At 68.7% G+C, this 18,078-nt stretch carries 16 protein-coding genes; 8 read left to right on the top strand and 8 right to left on the bottom strand.

All coding sequences use genetic code 11. From position 1 onward, the window contains the following. Nucleotides 1-61: 61 nt before the first annotated feature. Entirely contained in the window at nt 62-511 is a 450-nt protein-coding gene (locus tag AAYO93_RS16475; RefSeq protein WP_345762253.1) for a MarR family winged helix-turn-helix transcriptional regulator, read from the bottom strand. A 32-nt stretch (nt 512-543) separates the two neighbouring features. Here AAYO93_RS16475 and AAYO93_RS16470 point away from each other — a divergent pair, with 32 nt between their 5' ends. Both AAYO93_RS16470 and AAYO93_RS16465 read left to right on the top strand, forming a co-directional pair. Next, nucleotides 544-765, top strand: a complete 222-nt coding sequence (locus tag AAYO93_RS16470; RefSeq protein WP_434056650.1) for a hypothetical protein — start codon at nt 544-546, stop codon at nt 763-765. Nucleotides 766-839: 74 nt separating this feature from the next. Then, on the top strand, nt 840-1,100 hold the full coding sequence (locus AAYO93_RS16465; protein ID WP_345762251.1) for a hypothetical protein: 261 nt from the start codon (nt 840-842) through the stop codon (nt 1,098-1,100). Between the two features lie 200 nt (nt 1,101-1,300). Here AAYO93_RS16465 and AAYO93_RS16460 read toward each other — a convergent pair whose 3' ends face one another. The 3 genes from AAYO93_RS16460 to AAYO93_RS16450 form a co-directional block, all read right to left on the bottom strand. Beyond that, nucleotides 1,301-1,909 (bottom strand): PadR family transcriptional regulator, encoded by a 609-nt coding sequence (locus AAYO93_RS16460; RefSeq protein WP_345762250.1) that lies wholly within the window; start codon nt 1,907-1,909, stop codon nt 1,301-1,303. Further along, the gene (locus AAYO93_RS16455; protein WP_345762249.1) at nt 1,906-2,757 is read right to left on the bottom strand and encodes a DUF4097 family beta strand repeat-containing protein; all 852 of its coding nucleotides are present in this window, start codon (nt 2,755-2,757) and stop codon (nt 1,906-1,908) included. The genes AAYO93_RS16460 and AAYO93_RS16455 overlap by 4 nt, the downstream gene beginning before the upstream one ends. Before the next feature lie 191 nt (nt 2,758-2,948). After that, on the bottom strand, nt 2,949-3,554 hold the full coding sequence (locus AAYO93_RS16450; RefSeq protein ID WP_345762248.1) for an antibiotic biosynthesis monooxygenase: 606 nt from the start codon (nt 3,552-3,554) through the stop codon (nt 2,949-2,951). Nucleotides 3,555-3,673: 119 nt separating this feature from the next. Between AAYO93_RS16450 and AAYO93_RS16445 the strand changes: the two genes are divergently transcribed. Further along, nucleotides 3,674-4,459, top strand: a complete 786-nt coding sequence (locus AAYO93_RS16445; RefSeq protein ID WP_345762247.1) for a MerR family transcriptional regulator — start codon at nt 3,674-3,676, stop codon at nt 4,457-4,459. 116 nt (nt 4,460-4,575) lie between these two features. On the opposite strand, the gene AAYO93_RS16440 is transcribed toward AAYO93_RS16445, so the two are convergent. Next, nucleotides 4,576-5,463, bottom strand: coding sequence for a YczE/YyaS/YitT family protein (locus AAYO93_RS16440; RefSeq protein ID WP_345762246.1), 888 nt, complete (start codon nt 5,461-5,463; stop codon nt 4,576-4,578). Nucleotides 5,464-5,524: 61 nt separating this feature from the next. Between AAYO93_RS16440 and AAYO93_RS16435 the strand changes: the two genes are divergently transcribed. The 5 genes from AAYO93_RS16435 to AAYO93_RS16415 all read left to right on the top strand — a co-directional run bounded on the left by AAYO93_RS16435 (nt 5,525) and on the right by AAYO93_RS16415 (nt 13,154). Further along, complete coding sequence (locus AAYO93_RS16435) at nt 5,525-7,033, top strand: PLP-dependent aminotransferase family protein (RefSeq protein ID WP_345762245.1); 1,509 nt, start codon at nt 5,525-5,527, stop codon at nt 7,031-7,033. Between the two features lie 784 nt (nt 7,034-7,817). Next, nucleotides 7,818-8,120, top strand: a complete 303-nt coding sequence (locus AAYO93_RS16430; RefSeq protein WP_345762244.1) for a hypothetical protein — start codon at nt 7,818-7,820, stop codon at nt 8,118-8,120. A 264-nt stretch (nt 8,121-8,384) separates the two neighbouring features. After that, the gene (locus tag AAYO93_RS16425) at nt 8,385-11,642 is read left to right on the top strand and encodes an efflux RND transporter permease subunit (protein WP_345762243.1); all 3,258 of its coding nucleotides are present in this window, start codon (nt 8,385-8,387) and stop codon (nt 11,640-11,642) included. Between the two features lie 116 nt (nt 11,643-11,758). Next, a complete protein-coding gene (locus AAYO93_RS16420) occupies nt 11,759-12,136 on the top strand; it encodes a VOC family protein (RefSeq protein ID WP_345762242.1) in 378 nt (125 codons plus the stop codon). 85 nt (nt 12,137-12,221) lie between these two features. Continuing rightward, nucleotides 12,222-13,154, top strand: coding sequence for an arginase family protein (locus tag AAYO93_RS16415; protein WP_345762241.1), 933 nt, complete (start codon nt 12,222-12,224; stop codon nt 13,152-13,154). Between the two features lie 394 nt (nt 13,155-13,548). On the opposite strand, the gene hutI is transcribed toward AAYO93_RS16415, so the two are convergent. The 3 genes from hutI to hutH form a co-directional block, all read right to left on the bottom strand. Then, on the bottom strand, nt 13,549-14,742 hold the full coding sequence (gene hutI, locus AAYO93_RS16410; protein ID WP_345762239.1) for an imidazolonepropionase: 1,194 nt from the start codon (nt 14,740-14,742) through the stop codon (nt 13,549-13,551). A 5-nt stretch (nt 14,743-14,747) separates the two neighbouring features. Continuing rightward, a complete protein-coding gene (hutU, locus tag AAYO93_RS16405) occupies nt 14,748-16,403 on the bottom strand; it encodes a urocanate hydratase (protein WP_345762238.1) in 1,656 nt (551 codons plus the stop codon). Nucleotides 16,404-16,473: 70 nt separating this feature from the next. Then, nucleotides 16,474-18,027 (bottom strand): histidine ammonia-lyase, encoded by a 1,554-nt coding sequence (hutH, locus tag AAYO93_RS16400; protein WP_345762237.1) that lies wholly within the window; start codon nt 18,025-18,027, stop codon nt 16,474-16,476. Between the last annotated feature and the right edge of the window lie 51 nt (nt 18,028-18,078).

The following is an 18,078-nucleotide window of genomic DNA, read 5'->3' as shown; positions in this document are numbered from 1 at the left end:
ATTTGTCACGAGGGTCGAGAATACTCGCTGCTAATCCACTGTCAAGTCGGCGCGTCGCCGCTCACTCTTGTTGCGCGGCTGCAATGACTTGATTCAGCGACGCGCGGAGCCGTTCCAGCTCGTCCAGCCGCATGCCCAGCCGCTCCACGATCCGTGGCGGAATGGTCTCCGCCCGGCTCCGCAACGCGACTCCCGCATCCGTCAGCGTGAGCTCGAGCATCCGCTCATCCGCCTCGCTCCGCCTGCGTCGGACGTACCCGATCGCCTCAAGCCGTTTGAGCAGGGGCGAGAGCGTTGCGGGCTCGAGCTGCAGGGTCTCACCCAGGTCTTTGACCGAGCGCGGGCTGCGATCCCAGAGGGCGAGCATGACCAGATACTGGGGATGGGTCAGCCCGAGAGGCTCGAGCAGCGGCCGGTAGACCGCGTTGACACTGCGGGATGCGACAGCGAGGGCGAAGCACACCTGGTTCTCGAGCTTGAGCAGGTTCACCGGTTCGGTCTGGACGGGCATGTGCCCAGTGTAGCCATTTAGTTAGTACACTAATGATTGTGACACGAAATGATTTCGGTGAAGCACACCCCCACGAAGGCTTCTTCAACAAGCTCAACCGCGTGCTCTTCCCCTGGCTCGGCCCGCCCCCGCTCGGCCCGTACGACGAGCCTCCCGCCCCATCCGCGCCCCCGCCGTGCCCGCTCTGCGGCAAACCCATGGCCGACCACGACATCGACCGGACCGGCATCAAGACGCAGCTCTACTGCCCCTGAAGCACGCTCGCCGCGACCCGGCGCATTGGGAAAACTCACAGCGACCTCGAAGCGCACGCGCGTACTTTCGGAGGATGGCAAGCAACACCGGCCATACCGGCAGACCACCGTTCGCGTCTCGCGCCGCGGAGTGGCTGGACGACAAACTGATCCCCGTTCTGGGACCACCGCCGCTCGGCCCCTACGGCGCGGACGATCCGCAGCCTGAGGCACACACGAGTTGCCCCGTCTGCGGCGAGCCGCTGGCGCAGCACCGGGTCGAGCGCGACGGAGAGCACTCGTACCTGCACTGCCCGAACTCGGCGACAGTGTTCGAAACCGGCCGGGCGGCATAGGCCACCGCCCGCATCCACGGCCGACCGCGTCTCAGGCCGGCCGCGCGGGAGTTCGTGCGTCCCGCGCACCCGCGCCCGCGCATCCGCTTCGAGCCGCTCGGTTCGGCGAGCACAGGAAAAAGCAGGCTCAGGCTTGCGCATGAGCCGAATTTTCCTGTGCTCGCGACCGGCGGCCCAGAGGGGCCGGCGCGGCGCGCGGGTCAGGTCCGGCTGAGCGTCTCGAGAATGGATGCGCGAACCCGGGCGAGCTCGAGGCGCAGCTGGGGGATGACCGACTCGGGCAGCCCTCCGCGAGCGGCCTGGGAGCGCAGATCCGTCCGCAACTGCTGCCGGAACTCGTTCAGGATGGCCTCAGCCTCGCGCGCCGCAGCGTTCGCGGTCTGGCGGGCGTCGTATTGGTAGTCCACCGGACGCTTGCTGCGCTTGGCGTCGCGCGCCGCAGAGGCGAGATCCGCCCGCAGGCTCCGCATCGCCTCGTTGACTCCGGCGCGCACCTCGTCGGCGAGGCGCCGCACCGAGTCGGTGACCTCATCCTCGATCGCATCGAGCTCGCCTTCGCGCGACTCGAGTTCGGCCCGGCCCTCCTCCGTGATCGAGTAGACGGTCTTGCGGCCTTCGGTGTTCTTCGTGACCAGGCCTTCTTCTTCGAGTTTCGCCAGTCGCGGGTAGATGGTCCCGGCGCTCGGACTGTACGTGCCGCCGAAGCGCTCGCTGAGCGCCTGGATCAGTTCGTAGCCGTGCTTCGGCGACTCGGCCAGCAGGCTCAGCAGGTAGAGGCGCAGGTTGCCGTGGGCGAAGACGGGATTCATGCGGTCGCTCCGCTCGTTCCCCTCGTGCTGGAGGCATCCGCGTCCGGCTCGCTGCGGAACACGGAGACGTCGCCCGAGACCGAGTTCACGGTGATGTCGACCCAGGTGCCGTCGAGGGTGCCCGTGGTGCCGCTGAATCCCTTGCCCGCGGGGCCGTGGAGCACGGCGTTGTCGAGCTGCATGCGACCCGAGACGGTGTTGATGCGGTAGCGGGCGCCGACGGCCTGGGGGATGCGGACCGTCAGGTCTCCGGAGACCGTGTTGGCGTTGATCTCATCGGGGGTTCCGGTGATGTCGAGGAGCACGTTGCCCGAGACGCCGTCGGAGCTGAACCGCTGGATCGCCCCGGTGGCGGTGACGTCGCCCGAGACGGTGTGCGCGTGGATCTTGCCGGTGTGATTGCGCACGGAGAGCTCGCCGCTGACCCCGTTGAGTTCGAGGTTGCCGCTCAGGCCGTCGACGACGAGGTCGCCGGAGACGGTGCTCAGCCGGGCGTCGGTCACGAGGCCGGAGACGAGCGCGTTGGCGGAGACGATGCCGAACTTGAGTGCGACGTCGCGGGGGACCAGCACGCTCACATCAGCCTTGGCGTTGCTGCGGAGCGACTTGAAGACCTCGATGAAGTTGTCCCACCGAAGCTGCGGGTGGTCGATTTCGAGACGGTCGCCGTCGAGTGTGATCTTGAGGTCGCGCCCGGAGATCGAATGCACCTCGACGCGCGCGCCGGGCTCGTCGTGACCGATGATGTCGATCTGTCCTCCGACGAATCCGACTTTGAGGCTACGTACCAGCTCGAGGTCGATGACCTTGGTCTCGCCGGGCAGGATCAGCCACTTGTCCTGTGCCATGTTCGTGCTCCCTTTGTTCTACGTTTCTGGGCCGCCGTGGAGCGGTATTCTCGGTGAATCGCGATATATCGCGTTGTTGACGAGAATCACGATATATCGCGTTGGCGAGGATTGCAACCCCTCGTCGCAGGATTCAGCGGATACGCGGCCGGGCCGGCGGGATCCGTGACCAGGCGGGACGTGATGCGCGGCTAGGCCGGCCGCATCCGCCGGGCTCCCTGCAGCCACGGGTGCAGCATCCGCGTGACGAACGGGAGCAGCAGATACGTCATGATCGGCGTCAGGATGAGCGTCGTCACCAGGACGGTCACGAGCGGCCAGAGCTGGTGCCAGCCCGGAACCAGCCAGTTCACGAGCGACGTGAACGCGAGGTTCAGCGGAAAGAACCCGAGCCAGATCGTCACGGCCTGCTTCCAGCGCGGGGGTGCTGCGGCGATGCCGGGCTGGGGTGCGTCGAACCAGCCCTCGATGCCGGTCCGCTTCTCGACGCGTGCCACCTCGACCAGTTCGCGGCCGTCGAAGAGCCAGTCGGCACGGTCGTCGGATGCCTCCCAGGCTTCAAGCGTGCGCGCGTCGGCGAAACGGTAGAGCATGTGCCACTCGTCGGAGTCGGCGGATGCGCGCACCCAGCCCGAGCCGAGGAAGCCCTCGTATTCGTTGGCGAGGTTGACACCTTCCTGCACCCAGTGGGTCACGTCGGCGATGCGACCGGGGTCCACGCGGCGCGTGATCGCGACGGTGACGGGGATGGGGCGAGGCTCTCGTGAAGCGTCGGAGCGGGGCTCTTGTGGAGTCATGCATCCAGTGTGACCGGCGAACATTGCAGATTGATTTCAGCGCGAGCTTGACCTTGACGTTGCGTCAACGTCTAGCGTGAATGTTGCGCGGTGCTCATGCTCGCGGAAAGGAGAAACGGATGAACGCGGCAGTGACCGAGGAGACCCGGGACCGGTCCATCCAGGACATCGCCCGCCTCGCCGGAACGACGAGCCGCACGCTCCGCCACTACGACGACATCGGACTCCTCGAACCGAGCCGGATCGGCGCCAACGGGTACCGGTATTACGACCAGCACGCGCTCGTGCGGCTGCAGCGCATCCTGCTGCTCCGCGACCTCGGTCTCGGACTCCCTGCGATCGCGGAGGTTCTCGGCAACCAGGCGGATGCAGCCCACGCCCTCGCGGGCCACCTCGAGTGGCTGCGCGAGGAACAGAAGCGGCTGGCGCGACAGATCGCGTCCGTCGAAACGACCATCGAAGCGATGAAAGGAGGTGAACAGATCATGGCAGAAGAGATGCTCGACGGATTCGACCACACCCAGTACAAGGAGGAGGTCGAAGAACGCTGGGGCAAAGACGCCTATGCGAAGAGCGACGCGTGGTGGCGCGGAATGTCGGCGAGCGAACGCGCGGACTGGCAGCACCGGCAGAAACAGCTCGCTGCGGACTGGATCGCGGCCGCCCAGGCCGGCGAAACGCCCGACGGCGAGGTGGCGCAGGCACTCGCGCAACGTCACTTCGACTGGCTTCGCGACATCCCGGGAACGCCGGGTGGCGGCGCAGAAGGCCCGAGCAGGGCGTACTTCACCGGGCTCGGTGAGATGTACGTGGCCGACCCGCGTTTCGGCGCGAACTACGGAGGCCAGGCGGGCGCGGAGTTCGTGCGCGACGCGATGAAGGCGTACGCCGACCGCAACCTGTAGGTGTCGCCGGGCCGGAAGGCTGTGCACCCTCCGGCCCGGGCCTCGCCTGAGTCGGCGCTCACGGGGCCGAAAATGTCGGGATGACGGCCGGAGAAGCGCATTTCGGGTGTCAGCCGTCAGTGGTGGGTCGCGTGGGCCACTCGCGTGACCCGGCCTGCGCGGGGCCGCCGCCGACCGAACAGCCGGTCGTCGAGCCAATAGGCCGCGATCGTGCGTGCATCCGCGCGGGGCGCCTGACGGGAGCGGTCCGCCCCGTGTGCGCCGATCGCCGAGCTCGTGGCACGTCGCATCGCGCGGTCGCGGGATCCCGCATCCGACTCGAGGAGAAGACCCTCGCGCACGTCGTACTGGACCGCCTGCTCCGCGGAGCCTTCGAGTTCCCGCTCCTGCGCATCCGCCTTCGCCGCCTCCGGCAGCCGGATCGCGAACAGCGGCAGAGTGAGGCTGCAGAGCGGCCCGATGAGCACGGCGAAGGCCAGGGTTCCGATGCCTACGTTGCCGCCGAGGAACCATCCGATGACCAGCACCGTCACCTCGATACCGGTTCGTACCGACCAGATCGGCCAGCCCGTGCGGGCGTGGAGGCCGGTCATCAGGCCGTCGCGCGGGCCTGGGCCCATGCGCGGGCCGATGTAGAGGCCGGTCGCGATCGCCAGCAGCCCGAGGCCGGCGGTGAAGAGTGCGACCTGGATCCAGGGCTCCGTCTGCTGTGGGATGAGCCAGAGGCCGAACTGGGCCGCCGGTCCGATGAGCAGCACGTTCAGCACGGTGCCGAGTCCGGGCCGCTGCTTGAGCGGGATCCAGAAGAGCAGGACGACCAGACCGACGATGTTCGTGATGAGGCCGAACGGGATGTCCGTCTTGAGTGAGAGGCCCTGGGCGAGGACGTCCCACGGGGAGACACCGATGCCGGCGCGCACCATCATGCTGATGGCGATTCCGTAGAGGAAGAGGCCGACGAGCAGTTGGATGAGGCGTCGCGTCAGAAGGAGTCGGGATTTCACTCTTCCATCCAATTTCAGAATTGGACTTTGATCAAGTAGCCAATTCGCTTAAGGTGGCTTTATGTCGGATGCCCAACTCAGCGCTCGCGCACTCGAAACCCTGCTCGGCGAATGGCGAGGGCCCGGGGCGCACTACCAGGCGCTGGCCGACCGCATCCGCCTCCTGGTGCTGGATGGGCGCATCCCGATCGACACGCGGCTGCCCGCGGAGCGCGACCTCGCAACCCGCCTCGAGTTAAGCCGGACCACCGTCACCGCCGCCTACCGCGAGCTGCGCGAAGCCGGGTTCGTCGCGAGTCTGCGAGGGTCGGGGACGGTGACACGGCTGCCAGGCCCGGTGCTCGTTCCGGCGCCGGCGCAGGCCGACGGACTCCTCGACTTCAGCAAGGCGGCGCTGCCGGCCGCGACGAACCTTGCCGCGGCGGCGCGGGCTGCTGCCGAAGAGCTGCCCCACTTCCTGGCCGACTCCGGGTACGACCCGGTCGGACTGCCGCACCTGCGCGAAGTCATCGCGGAACGGTACCGGATGCGCGGCCTCCCCACCGAGCCCGAGCAGATCCTCGTGACCGTCGGCGCCCAGCAGGCGATCGCGCTCATCGCGCGGACCTTCCTCAGCCGCGGAGACCGCGCGCTCATCGAGATGCCGACCTACCCGCACGCCTACGAGGCGCTGCGGTCGGCGGGTGCGCGGCTGGTGCCGGTGACCGTCGTGCCGGTGGACGGGGCGGCGCGGGCTGCCCCTGCGCACGCCACGGCGGCGACTGCGCGACGGTACGGCTCCGGCGACGACGGCTGGGACTCCGACTCGATCGAACAGGCCATCGCGCGGTCGAACCCGACTCTCGCGTACGTGATCCCCGACTTCCACAACCCGACCGGCGCCTCCATGTCGGCGACGACGCGCGAGCGGCTGCTCGCCGCCGCCGCCGGGCACGGGATGATCGTGGTCGCCGACGAGACCACCGCCGACCTCGACATCGACCGCGTGGAGACGTTCGGTCCCCTTGCCACGCACGGTCAGAGGCGCGCCGGGGACGCGCCGGTCATCCACATCGGTTCGGCCAGCAAGAGCCTGTGGGGTGGGCTGCGGATCGGCTGGATCCGCGCCGAGCGGCCGATGATCCGCAAACTGATCGCTGCGAAACCGGCCAACGATCTCGGCACGCCCATTCTCGAGCAGCTCGTCGTGGCGCGCATGCTTCCCGGGATGGCGTCGATCGTCGAGGAGCGGCGCGGCCAGCTGCGCGCGGGGCGCGAACAGGTGCGGATGCTCGTGGAGGACCGCTTCCCCGACTGGACGATGCCCGCACTCGACGGCGGCCTGGCCGCCTGGGTCGGAATCGGCGCGCCGATCAGCTCGCAGCTCGCGCTCGCCGCCCGCAACAACGGGTTGTCCATCACGGCCGGCCCGCGATTCGGCTTCGACGGCGCCTTCGAGCGCTTCCTCCGCATCCCCATCACGTACTCAGCCGCCGAGACGGCGCGGGCGTTCGATGCCCTCGCCGCCGCCTGGTCGACCGTCCTGCGCCATCCCGTCCCCGACACCGGCTACCTCGCCGACGTCGTCTGACGGGCGCCGCGCACGCCCGCCCCGCCGACGCAGGGCGGTGACTTGGCACTTGTTGTCGGTGACGCCAGCGGGTGCCCGACAACAAGTGCCAAGTCAGCATTTGCCAGGGAGGCGAGATGGAGCCTGTGGACAGAATCGAACGCTTCGGCCAAGAATCGGGCAGGGTCGATGGATGGGCTCACCAACTCCGCTCGATGCCCGGTTTCGAGGTCGTCCATTTCACACATCCGAAGCGAACCGCGCCGGAATCAGCCACGAGCGGCTCCGGCGTAGTGATCTCGCGTCGCCATATCGAGGTGTGCGAATCCCTTGCACAGAGTCTCCCTCCTTTCATGACTTGTGCTCTGCGGCGGCCACAATCATGGGGACGGATTCGGCGTTCAGCCATGGCACGGCTGCCCGACTCCTCGGAGTTCCGCTGCCTTTTCGACTGGAGCGAGAGTCGCGGATCCACGTCGCGGTGAGACCTCCGCGCCGAGCGCCGAGGGTCGATGGGATCGTGGGGCACCAGCTCGATCTCGGCCGTGACCACATCGTTCGGCGCCGCGGTCTTCCTGTGACGTCGCCCGAGCGAACGTGGTGCGACCTGGCAGTCGTGCTCTCCGTCCGTGAACTCGTCGCGGTCGGTGATTTCCTCATTGCGCGAAACCGTCCGCTCACGTCGCGGGATCGATTGCGCACGATCGTCCAGCAATGGTCAGGTCGACGAGGCGCTGCGACACTCGTGTCGGCATTGGGTCTTCTGAGCGAGAGGGCGGAGTCGCCTCCGGAATCGATTCTCAGGGTGATGCTCGTCGAGGCGGGCCTACCCAGGCTCGATGTGAACCTGGATCTGAGGGACAGCTCGGGCGCCTTCCTTGCGCGACCCGATCTACGTTTTCCCGACCACCGCCTGATCGTCGAATACGAGGGTGATGGGCATCGCGCCGATCGCGAGCAATGGCGCTCCGACTTCGGGCGCACGGCCCGCCTCCAGGTGTTCGGCGAGGAGGTCCTTCGCGTCGGCGCGGCCGATCTGCGCGACGAGCCCGCTCTTCTCGCGGTCGTCCGTGCCCTCTTGATGCGCCGGGGCTGGCGCCAACCATGACGACTTGGCAGTTGTTGTCGTCGGATGGCGGACGGGCCGACAACGAGTGCCAAGTCGTGGGTGCGTGCGCGAGGGATGCGCTGGCGCGGGGAGGGACAGCGGTTCGAGGGACTCCTGAGGGAGTAAACAGTCCCTTGGGGATAAGACCACGGTCTGATGTTTTTGCACAGGCTGCAATGAGATACTGGCCCCCGAGCGCCACAGCAGCTGCTCCGCGGCCGCGCAAGCGGCACCCCTTAATCACATTCCGCCAAGGGAACATCTGTGCATTTTCTCGCCGTCCTCAGTATGAAGAATCGCGCGCTCATCGCGCTCGTCACGGTCGTCATCGCGATCTTCGGAGGCCTCGCCCTGACGAGCCTCAAGCAGGAGCTCGCGCCGTCCATCGAGTTCCCGCAGCTCGCAATCGTGACCAGCTACCCCGGCGCGTCGCCCGAGGTCGTGAACAACGACGTCAGCACGCCGATCGAGACAGCGATCCAGGGCGTTCCAGACCTCGACAGCACCTCAGCGGTCAGCAGCACCAACAACTCGCTGATCACAGCTAAGTTCACCTACGGCACCAACCTCGCGACCGCTGAGCAGAAGCTCGACCAGGCCATCAACCGCATCAAGGCGACGCTCCCCGACGGCGTCGACCCCCAGGTGCTCTCCGGCAGCATCGACGACCTCCCGGTCATCCAGCTCGCCGTCACAAGCAACGAAGACCAGAAGACCCTCGGCGCGAACATCACGAAGCTCGCGATCCCCGACATCAAGGATGTCTCGGGCGTCAACGACGCTCAGCTGATCGGTGAGGTCGGACAGCGGATCACGATCACCCCCAACAGCACGAAACTCGCTGAAGCCGGACTCACGTCGCAGGCGATCAAGGACGCGCTGCAGCAGAACGGTGTGCTCGTCCCGGCAGGCGCCATCACGGAGAACGGCAAAACCCTGTCGGTGCAGACCGGCACGCAGCTCGGTTCGGTCGACGACATCGCGTCGCTCCCGCTCATCCAGTCGCGCGCGGCCGGGGCTGCGAGCCAGTCCGGCGCAGCTGGCGCTGCGGGCGCCGCAGCACAGGAAGCCGCCGCTCAGGCGGCAGCGACACCGCCCGCCCCCAAGACCATCGGAGACGTCTCGACCGTCGCGATCACGGACGACCCGACGACGTCCATCTCGCGCGTCGACGGCAAACCCGCCCTGACCATCGCGGTCACCAAGCTTCCGTCGGCGAACACCGTCGAGGTGTCCAAAGGCGTCAACGCGATCGTCTCCGACCTCGAGGCCAAGCTGGGCTCGAACGCCAAGATCACCGTCGTGTTCGACCAGGCGCCCTTCATCGAGCAGTCGATCGCCTCGCTGACAGAAGAAGGCCTGCTCGGCCTCGTCTTCGCGGTGCTCGTGATCCTGCTGTTCCTGTTCTCCGTTCGGGCGACCCTCGTCACCGCGATCTCGATCCCCACAAGCGTGCTGATCACCTTCATCGGTCTGCAGGCGTCCGGCTACACCCTCAACATCATCACGCTCGGTGCGCTGACGATCGCAATCGGACGTGTGGTCGACGACTCGATCGTCGTGATCGAGAACATCAAACGGCAGATGGTTCACGGCGTGGATCGAGCGGTGACCATCGTGCGCGCCGTGCGGGAGGTCGCCGGGGCGATCACCGCATCCACCATCACGACCGTCGCAGTGTTCCTGCCGATCGCATTCGTCGGCGATGTGACCGGCGAGCTGTTCCGGCCGTTCGCCCTCACCGTGACGATCGCCTTGTTGTCGTCTCTGCTCGTCGCGCTGACGATCGTGCCCGTGCTGGCGTACTGGTTCCTGCGTCCGCCGAAGGGCAGCAAGCACGAGGTCGTCGTGCTCTCGGAAGACGAGGGCGGCGCTCCGGGTGAGGACGAGCTCGAGCACCCGTCGCGTCTGCAGAAGGGGTATCTGCCGATCATCCGGTGGACGCTCAAATACTCGAAGACGACCATCGCACTGGCCCTGCTCGTCCTCATCGGCACCATCGCGCTGACGCCGCTGATGAAGACGAACTTCCTCGGTTCGACCGGCCAGAACACCCTGTCCATCTCGCAGACCCTGCCACCGGGCACCAGCCTTCAGGCGCAGGATGATGCGGCGAAGGTCGTCGAGCAGAAACTGCTCGACACGAAGGGCATCAAGACGGTGCAGCTGTCGATCGGTTCGAGCGGCAGCTCCCTGCGCGACGCCTTCACCGGCGGCGGCGGAAGCATCACCTTCTCGGTGACCACCGACCCTGATGTCGACCAGGATGCACTGCAGAGCACTGTCGAGGCCGAGATGGCGAAGATCACCGACCAGGGCGACATCACCGTCTCCGCGTCGAGTGGGTTCGGTGGGTCCAGTGACATCGAGATCGACATCACCGCGTCGACGAACGAAGACCTGCAGACGTCGACGGATGCGATCGTCGCCTCGCTCAAGAAGCAGGACTCTATCTCGCAGACCAGTGACAACCTGAGCGCGTCGCTTCCGTACGTCGCCGTGAAGGTGGACCGCACGAAGGCGGCGCAGGCCGGACTCAGCGAGGTCGCCGTCGGCACCGTCGTTTCGCAGGCGATGCAGCCCACGACGGTCGGATCGGTCGCGATCGACAACTCGACGCTCAAGATTTACATTCAGAGCGACAACCCGCCGACGACGGTCGCAGCGCTCTCTGCGCTGAAGATCCCCACCGCGGCGGGCCCGGTCGCGCTCGACACGCTCGGCACGGTTGCGCAGACGAACGGTCCGGCCACGGTCACGACCGAGCGCGGCCTGCGCAGCGCGACGGTCACGGCGACGCCCGCCACCGACAACCTGTCGACGGCGAACGCCGACGTGCAGACGGCGCTCAAGGACACCGACCTCCCGGCCGGCGCGACCGCGAAGGTGGGCGGCGTCACCGCAAGCCAGGGGGACGCGTTCTCGCAGCTCGGCATCGCACTGCTCGCGGCCATCCTGATCGTCTATATCGTCATGGTCGCGACGTTCCGTTCGCTACGCCAGCCGCTGCTGCTGCTCGTCTCGATCCCGTTCGCGGCGACCGGTGCGATCATCCTGCAGATCATCTCGGGCATCCCGCTCGGTGTCGCCTCGCTGATCGGTGTGCTGATGCTCATCGGTATCGTCGTGACGAACGCGATCGTTCTCGTCGACCTGGTCAACCAGTACCGGCGTCGCGGCAGATTGGTTCCGGATGCGGTCATGCACGGCGCTTCGCGTCGTCTGCGGCCCATCCTCATGACGGCGCTCGCGACGATCTTCGCTCTGCTCCCGATGGCGATCGGCCTCACCGGTGGCGGCGGGTTCATCTCGCAGCCGCTCGCCATCGTCGTGATCGGCGGTCTGGTCTCGTCCACGATCCTCACGCTGGTGGTGCTCCCGACCCTGTACAACCTGGTCGAGGGTGCGCGCGAGCGTCGCGTCGCGCGTCGCGCGGCGAAGTCGGGGGCGGATGCGGCCCCAGCCGTCGAGCCGGGCACTCCCGGTGACGAGGTGGCTGAGCCCGCGCCCGCACAGCCGTAGCCGCCGCGTTGCCTCTGCAGCAACCCGGCTGACGTCGAAAGGCCGCCCCGCCACTCTGGCGCGGGCGGCCTTTCCGCTGAATACTGGGGTCACCTCCAGTGGAAGGTGGCCCAACGATGGAGATCATCCAGGTAGCACAGCACGCCGACGACCTCGACCGTGCCGCAGCGTTCTACGAGCGCCTCCTCGGAGGCCCGCCCGCAGCACGCTTCGACCCTCCCGGTCTGCTGTTCTTCAACGTCGGCATCGGACGGCTGCTGCTCGAGCAGGCGGCGCCGTCGGCGCTCGTCTACCTGCAGGTCGGCGACGTGCGCGCCAGGACCGAGGCGCTGCGCGCGGAGGGCGTCGAGATCACCGGCGAACCGCAGGTGATCTTCAGTCACACGGACGACACTCTGGGACCGGCCGGGACCGACGAGTGGATGTCGTTCATCCGTGATAGCGAAGGGAACACGGTCGGGCTGGTCAGCCATGAGCCGCGGCACGATCCGTGATCGCCCTGCGTCGTGTCCGTCATCCCAGACATCCCTGAAACGGCTGCCATTCCTGCGGTGCCCCGCAGTTGCTAGCGTCGACAACGTGACCCCACGTGCGCTCTCCGTCGACCCGCTCTGGCCTCGATCCGGAGACTGGCCGGCTCCCGGCGACTTCGCCGCCGACGCGCGTTTCGACCTGACGCTGCTCGGCATCCCTACCTGGCGCACCTCCCTCTCGCAGACCGGCGCGGGCGAGACGCCCGCCGCGGTGCGTGTCGCCCTCCGCTACTACAGCGCGTTCGTCACGCCGGATCGCGGCGCCGAACCCAGCGCCCGTGCCCTCGCCGACCTGGCTATCGTCGATGCGGGAGACGTGCACGAGCCCGACGGCCCCGACGGCGAGGCGCGTGCGATCTCGGCGGTGGCGGATGCGGTGGCCCGGTCGGCAGCGGTCGTGGCGCTCGGCGGCGACAACGCCCTCACGGTCCCGGCGGCACTCGGCGCATGGGGCGTCGACCTGGCGACGGCAGGTCTCGTCACGCTGGACGCACACCACGACCTGCGCGACGGTGTCAGCAACGGGTCGCCTGTGCGGCGCCTTGTGGAGGCCGGACTGGATGGGCACCGCATCGTGCAGGTGGGGATCGCCGATTTCGCGAACTCGGCCGAATACTCTGCGCGGGCACGCGACCTGGGCATCACGATCATCCACCGGGACGAGTTGCACCGGCGACCGATCGAAGACGTGATGACGGAGGCGTTCGAGATCGCTGGAGCCGCAGGCGGGCCGGTCCACGTCGACCTGGACGTCGACGTCTGCGACCGCTCGGTCGCTCCCGGATGCCCGGCATCTGTGCCCGGCGGGATCTCGGCTTACGAGCTCCGCAAGGCTGCGCGCGCAGCGGGTGCGCATCCATCTGTCCGGTCACTCGACCTCGCCGAGGTGGACGCGACAGCGGATGCGCCGGATGGCCGCACTGTGCGCCTCACCGCGCTCTGCGTCCTCGAGTTCGCCGCCGGGCTCGTCGCCCGCTGACGCCGGCGCACCCAGCGTCGCTGCGCCGGGAGCCGAGAGTCGCCCCTGTGGCCGAGACGATCCGGTGTGCCGGCGACACTCGGCGGCAACGGCGATACTCGGCGACCAGACGGCGGGACCGGCGCATCCGGCCGCCGGGGTCAGGCCCGGCTGAGGAGGGCGTACCGCTCGTCGTCGACGGGGCCGCCCCAGAGGGCGATGTCGCCGGTCAGGTCGATCACGTCGGCGGACGTCCGGTGCCCCAGATCCGCACGTCGTCGCCGCCCATGCGTTCCATTCTGCCGCGCACTTTGTGCCCGAGAACGTCCGTTCCGGACGAGACGGTCCGGCACAACGGGCGCGCTCGGCCGGAGGTGCCGCTCTCGGCGGACCGGCGGCCGGGGCCGTCGCCGCGTCAGGCGACGCGCGCGCCGTCCTTCCACACGCCCTCGACGAGCGGCACGCCCGGCCGGTACGCCAGGTGCACATACGAGGGCGCGGCCAGCACCGCGAGGTCTGCCCGCGCGCCGACCGCCACCCGGCCGATGTCGTCCCGCCGCAGCGCCGCCGCCCCGCCGGCGGTGGCCGACCACAGGGCCTCGGCCGGCGTCATCCCCATGTCGCGCACCGCGACAGCGATGCAGAACGGCATCGACGACGTGAACGATGAGCCGGGATTGCAGTCGCACGCGATCGCGACGGTGACGCCCGCGTCGATCAGGCGGCGGGCATCCGGATACGGCTGCCGGGTCGAGAATTCGACCCCCGGCAGCAGGGTGGCGACAGTGGATGACCCGGCCAGCGCCGCAATGTCGGCGTCGGTCAGGTAGGTGCAGTGGTCCACGCTCGCGGCATCGAGCGACACGGCGAGCTGCACTCCTTCGCCCGGGCCGAGCTGGCTCGCGTGTACCCGCACGCCGAGCCCCCGAGCGGCGCCCGCCTCGAGCACGCGACGCGACTGCTCCACGGTGAAGGCGCCGGTCTCGCAGAAGACGTCGATCCATCGTGCGTGCGGCGCGCAGGCGTCGAGCATGGCGCCGGTCACGAGGTCGACGTACGCGTCGGGGTCGCCGGCGTAGTCGGCAGGCACGACGTGCGCTCCGAGAAAGGTCACCTCATCGGTCACGGACGCGGCGATCGCGACCAGCCGTTCCTCGTCGTGCACACTCAGCCCGTAGCCGCTCTTGATCTCGACTGTCGTCGTGCCCTGCCGGTGCAGCTCGCGGATGAACCCTCGCAGGCGCCCGCGAAGTTCCGAATCGCTCGCCGCGCGTGTCGCCGCGACCGTGCTGCGGATGCCCCCCGCCGTGTACGGCTCGCCTGACATCCGCGCCTCGAATTCCGCCGACCGGTCCCCGGCGAACACGAGGTGGCTGTGCGAGTCCACGAAACCGGGGATGACGGTCGCCCCGCCGAGGTCGGTCACGACATCCGCAGCGAGAGCACCCGATGCCGCGTCGGATGCCCGACCCACCCACGCGACGCGACCGTCCTCGATCAGCACAGCAGCATCCGTCACCAGATCGAGCCGGTCGACGCCCGTCGCACCGGGGTCGGCCGGATCGTTGGTGACGAGCTGGCCGATTCCGGTGAGGAGTTCGCGGGTCACGTCGATCAGTCTTCCATCATGGGAACGCGCAGACCGCGTTCCCGCGCCACCTCTGCGGCGCGCTCGTAGCCGGCGTCGACATGGCGCATGACGCCGGTGCCCGGGTCGTTGGTCAGCACGCGCTCGATCTTCTCTGCCGCGAGCGCGGTGCCGTCGGCGACGACGACCTGGCCCGCGTGGATCGACCGGCCGATGCCGACGCCGCCGCCGTGGTGGATCGAAACCCAGGTCGCGCCCGACGCCGTGTTGAGCAGGGCGTTGAGGAGGGGCCAGTCGGCGATCGCGTCGGAGCCGTCGGCCATCGCCTCGGTCTCGCGATAGGGCGACGCGACCGAGCCGGAGTCGAGGTGGTCGCGGCCGATGACGACGGGTGCGCTCAGCTCGCCGCTCGCCACCATCTCGTTGAATTTGAGGCCGGCGAGGTGCCGTTCCTTGTAGCCGAGCCAGCAGATGCGCGCAGGCAGGCCTTCGAAGTGGACCTTCTCGCTCGCCTGGGTGATCCAGCGACGCAGGTGCTCGTCTTCGGGGAACAGTTCGAGGATGGCGCGATCGGTGGCGGCGATGTCGGCGGGGTCGCCCGAGAGCGCCGCCCAACGGAACGGTCCCTTGCCCTCGGCGAAGAGCGGGCGGATGTACGCGGGCACGAACCCGGGGAACTCGAAGGCACGCTCATAGCCGCCCAGCTGGGCTTCGGCCCGGATCGAGTTGCCGTAGTCGAAGACCTCGGCGCCCGCATCCTGGAACTCGACCATCGCCTTGACCTGCTTCGCCATGGAAGCGCGGGCTCGCAGCGTGAACCCCTCGGGGTCGGCCGCGGCGGCGTCATGCCATTCGGCGACAGAGATTCCTTCGGGCAGGTAGCTCAGCGGGTCGTGCGCGCTGGTCTGGTCGGTGACGATGTCGATCGCGACACCGCGGGCGAGCAGCTCGGGGAACGCACTCGCCGCGTTGCCGACGAGACCGACGGACAACGGGCGGCGCTCGGCTTTCGCGGCGAGCACCCGCGCGACAGCGTCGTCGAGGTCGTCGGCGAGCTCATCCAGGTAGCCGTGGTCGACCCGGCGTTGCAGGCGTGTGACGTCGACGTCGACGATGAGGACGACACCCTCGTTCATGGTCACGGCGAGCGGCTGGGCCCCGCCCATCCCGCCCGCGCCGCCGGTCAGGGTCAGGGTGCCCGCGAGGGTTCCGTTGAACCGCTTGGCGGCGATCGCGGCGAACGTCTCATACGTGCCCTGCAGGATGCCCTGGGTGCCGATGTAGATCCACGAACCGGCGGTCATCTGCCCGTACATCGTGAGGCCGAGCGCCTCGAGGCGCCGGAACTCGGGCCAGGTCGCCCAGTCGCCGACCAGGTTCGAGTTGGCGATGAGCACGCGCGGCGCCCACTCGTGCGTGCGGAACACACCGACCGGCTTGCCGGACTGCACGAGCAGTGTCTCGTCGGCCTCGAGCGTCGTGAGCGTGCGGACGATCGCGTCATACGCATCCCAGTTGCGCGCCGCTTTCCCGGTGCCGCCGTAGACGACGAGGTCGTCGGGACGCTCGGCGACCTCGGGGTCGAGATTGTTCATCAGCATGCGGAGGGGGCCCTCCGTCTGCCACGACTTGGCGGTCAGGGTGGTGCCGCGCGGGGCGCGGACCTCACGGGGTCCCGACATGGTGTGCTCCTTCGAACGGATGTGGCCGGTGCGGCGCGTGGGTGGGGTCAGGCAGGTCAGTCGGTTCGGGTCAGTTCAGCGGTCCGGTGACGGCTTCGGCGGCGGCGAGGATGCGCCCCTCCTGCACGAGCGTCACGACCGCTTCGATCTCGGGCGAGAGGTAGCGGTCGGGGCCGGGGCCCTCGGCGACCTCGCGGACCGCGGCGAGCACCGCGCCGGTCGCGGGACCGGGAAGCAGCGGTGCGCGCAACTCGGCGCCGCGGGCGGCCGTCATGATCTCGATGGCGAGGACGCGACCGAGCCCGTCGAGGCTGCGGCGCAGCTTGCGGGCGGCCGCCCATCCCATCGAGACGTGGTCCTCCTGCATGGCCGACGACGGGATGGAGTCGACGGAGGCCGGGGCGGCGAGCCGCTTCAGCTCGGACACGATTCCGGCGGCGGTGTACTGCGCGATCATGAGCCCGGAGTCGACGCCGACCTCGTGGGCGAGGAACGGTGTCAGGCCCTGGTTTCGAGCCGGGTCGAGGAAGCGGTCGGTGCGGCGCTCGGACATGCTGGCGACGTCGGCGGCCACGATCGCGAGGAAGTCGAGCACGTAGGCGACCGGAGCACCGTGGAAGTTGCCGTTCGACTCGACGCGGCCGTCGAGTGTCAGTACAGGGTTGTCGACGGCGGACGCGAGCTCACGCCCGGCGACCAGCTCGGCGTGGCCGAGGGTGTCACGTGCCGCGCCGTGCACCTGCGGTGAGCAGCGGAGGGAGTAGGCGTCCTGCACGCGGGTGCACTCGGGTCCCTTGTGGCTGGCGACGATGGGCGAGCCCGCAAGCACGGCGCGCAGGTTGGCGGCGGCAAGGGCCTGACCCTGCTGGGGCCGGAGCCGCTGCAGGTCGTCGGCGAAGACCGCATCCGTACCCATGAGCGCCTCGACGCTCATCGCAGCTGCGATGTCGGCTGTGGTCAGCAGGGCGGCGAGGTCGTGGGTGGCGAGGGCGAGCATCCCCAGCATCCCGTCGGTGCCGTTGATGAGGGCGAGGCCCTCCTTCTCGGCGAGACGGAGCGGGCGGATGCCCGCAGCAGCGAGCGCGTCGGACGCGTCGACGAGATCCCCGGCGACGCGCACCTGGCCTTCGCCCATCGCAGCGAGCGCGCAATGGGCGAGCGGGGCGAGGTCGCCCGAGCAGCCGAGCGAGCCGTACTCGCGCACGACCGGTGTGATGTCGGCGTTGAGGAGTGCGGCGTACGTCTCGACCGTGGTGCGGCGCGCGCCGGTGCGGCCGGTCATGAGGGTGGAGAGGCGCAGCAGCATGAGGGCGCGGACGACCTCGCGCTCGACCTCGGCGCCGGAACCTGCCGCGTGTGAGCGGACAAGGCTCGCCTGCAGCTGGGCGCGGCGGTCGGAGGGGATGAACGTGGTGGCGAGCGCGCCGAAGCCGGTGGAGATGCCGTAGTGGGGCTCGGTGTCGTCGGCGAGGGCTTCGATGATGGCGCGGGACGCCTCGACGGCGTCGAGGGCGGCGGGGTCGAGTTCGACGTGCGCATCGTGGCGGGCGACGGCGACGACATCCGCGATGGTGAGGGGGCCGGCTCCGACGAAGACGCGGTCCACGGACGTGATGGTGGTCATGTTCCGATCCCACACCACGGCTGTCGCGCTCACAATGCGGTTACACTGCTC

This window comes from Diaminobutyricibacter sp. McL0608, from assembly GCF_039613825.1.
Taxonomy (GTDB): domain Bacteria; phylum Actinomycetota; class Actinomycetes; order Actinomycetales; family Microbacteriaceae; genus Diaminobutyricibacter.
The sequence above is the reverse complement of the archived record's forward strand: the minus strand, read 5'-3'. Positions and strand labels throughout refer to the sequence as shown.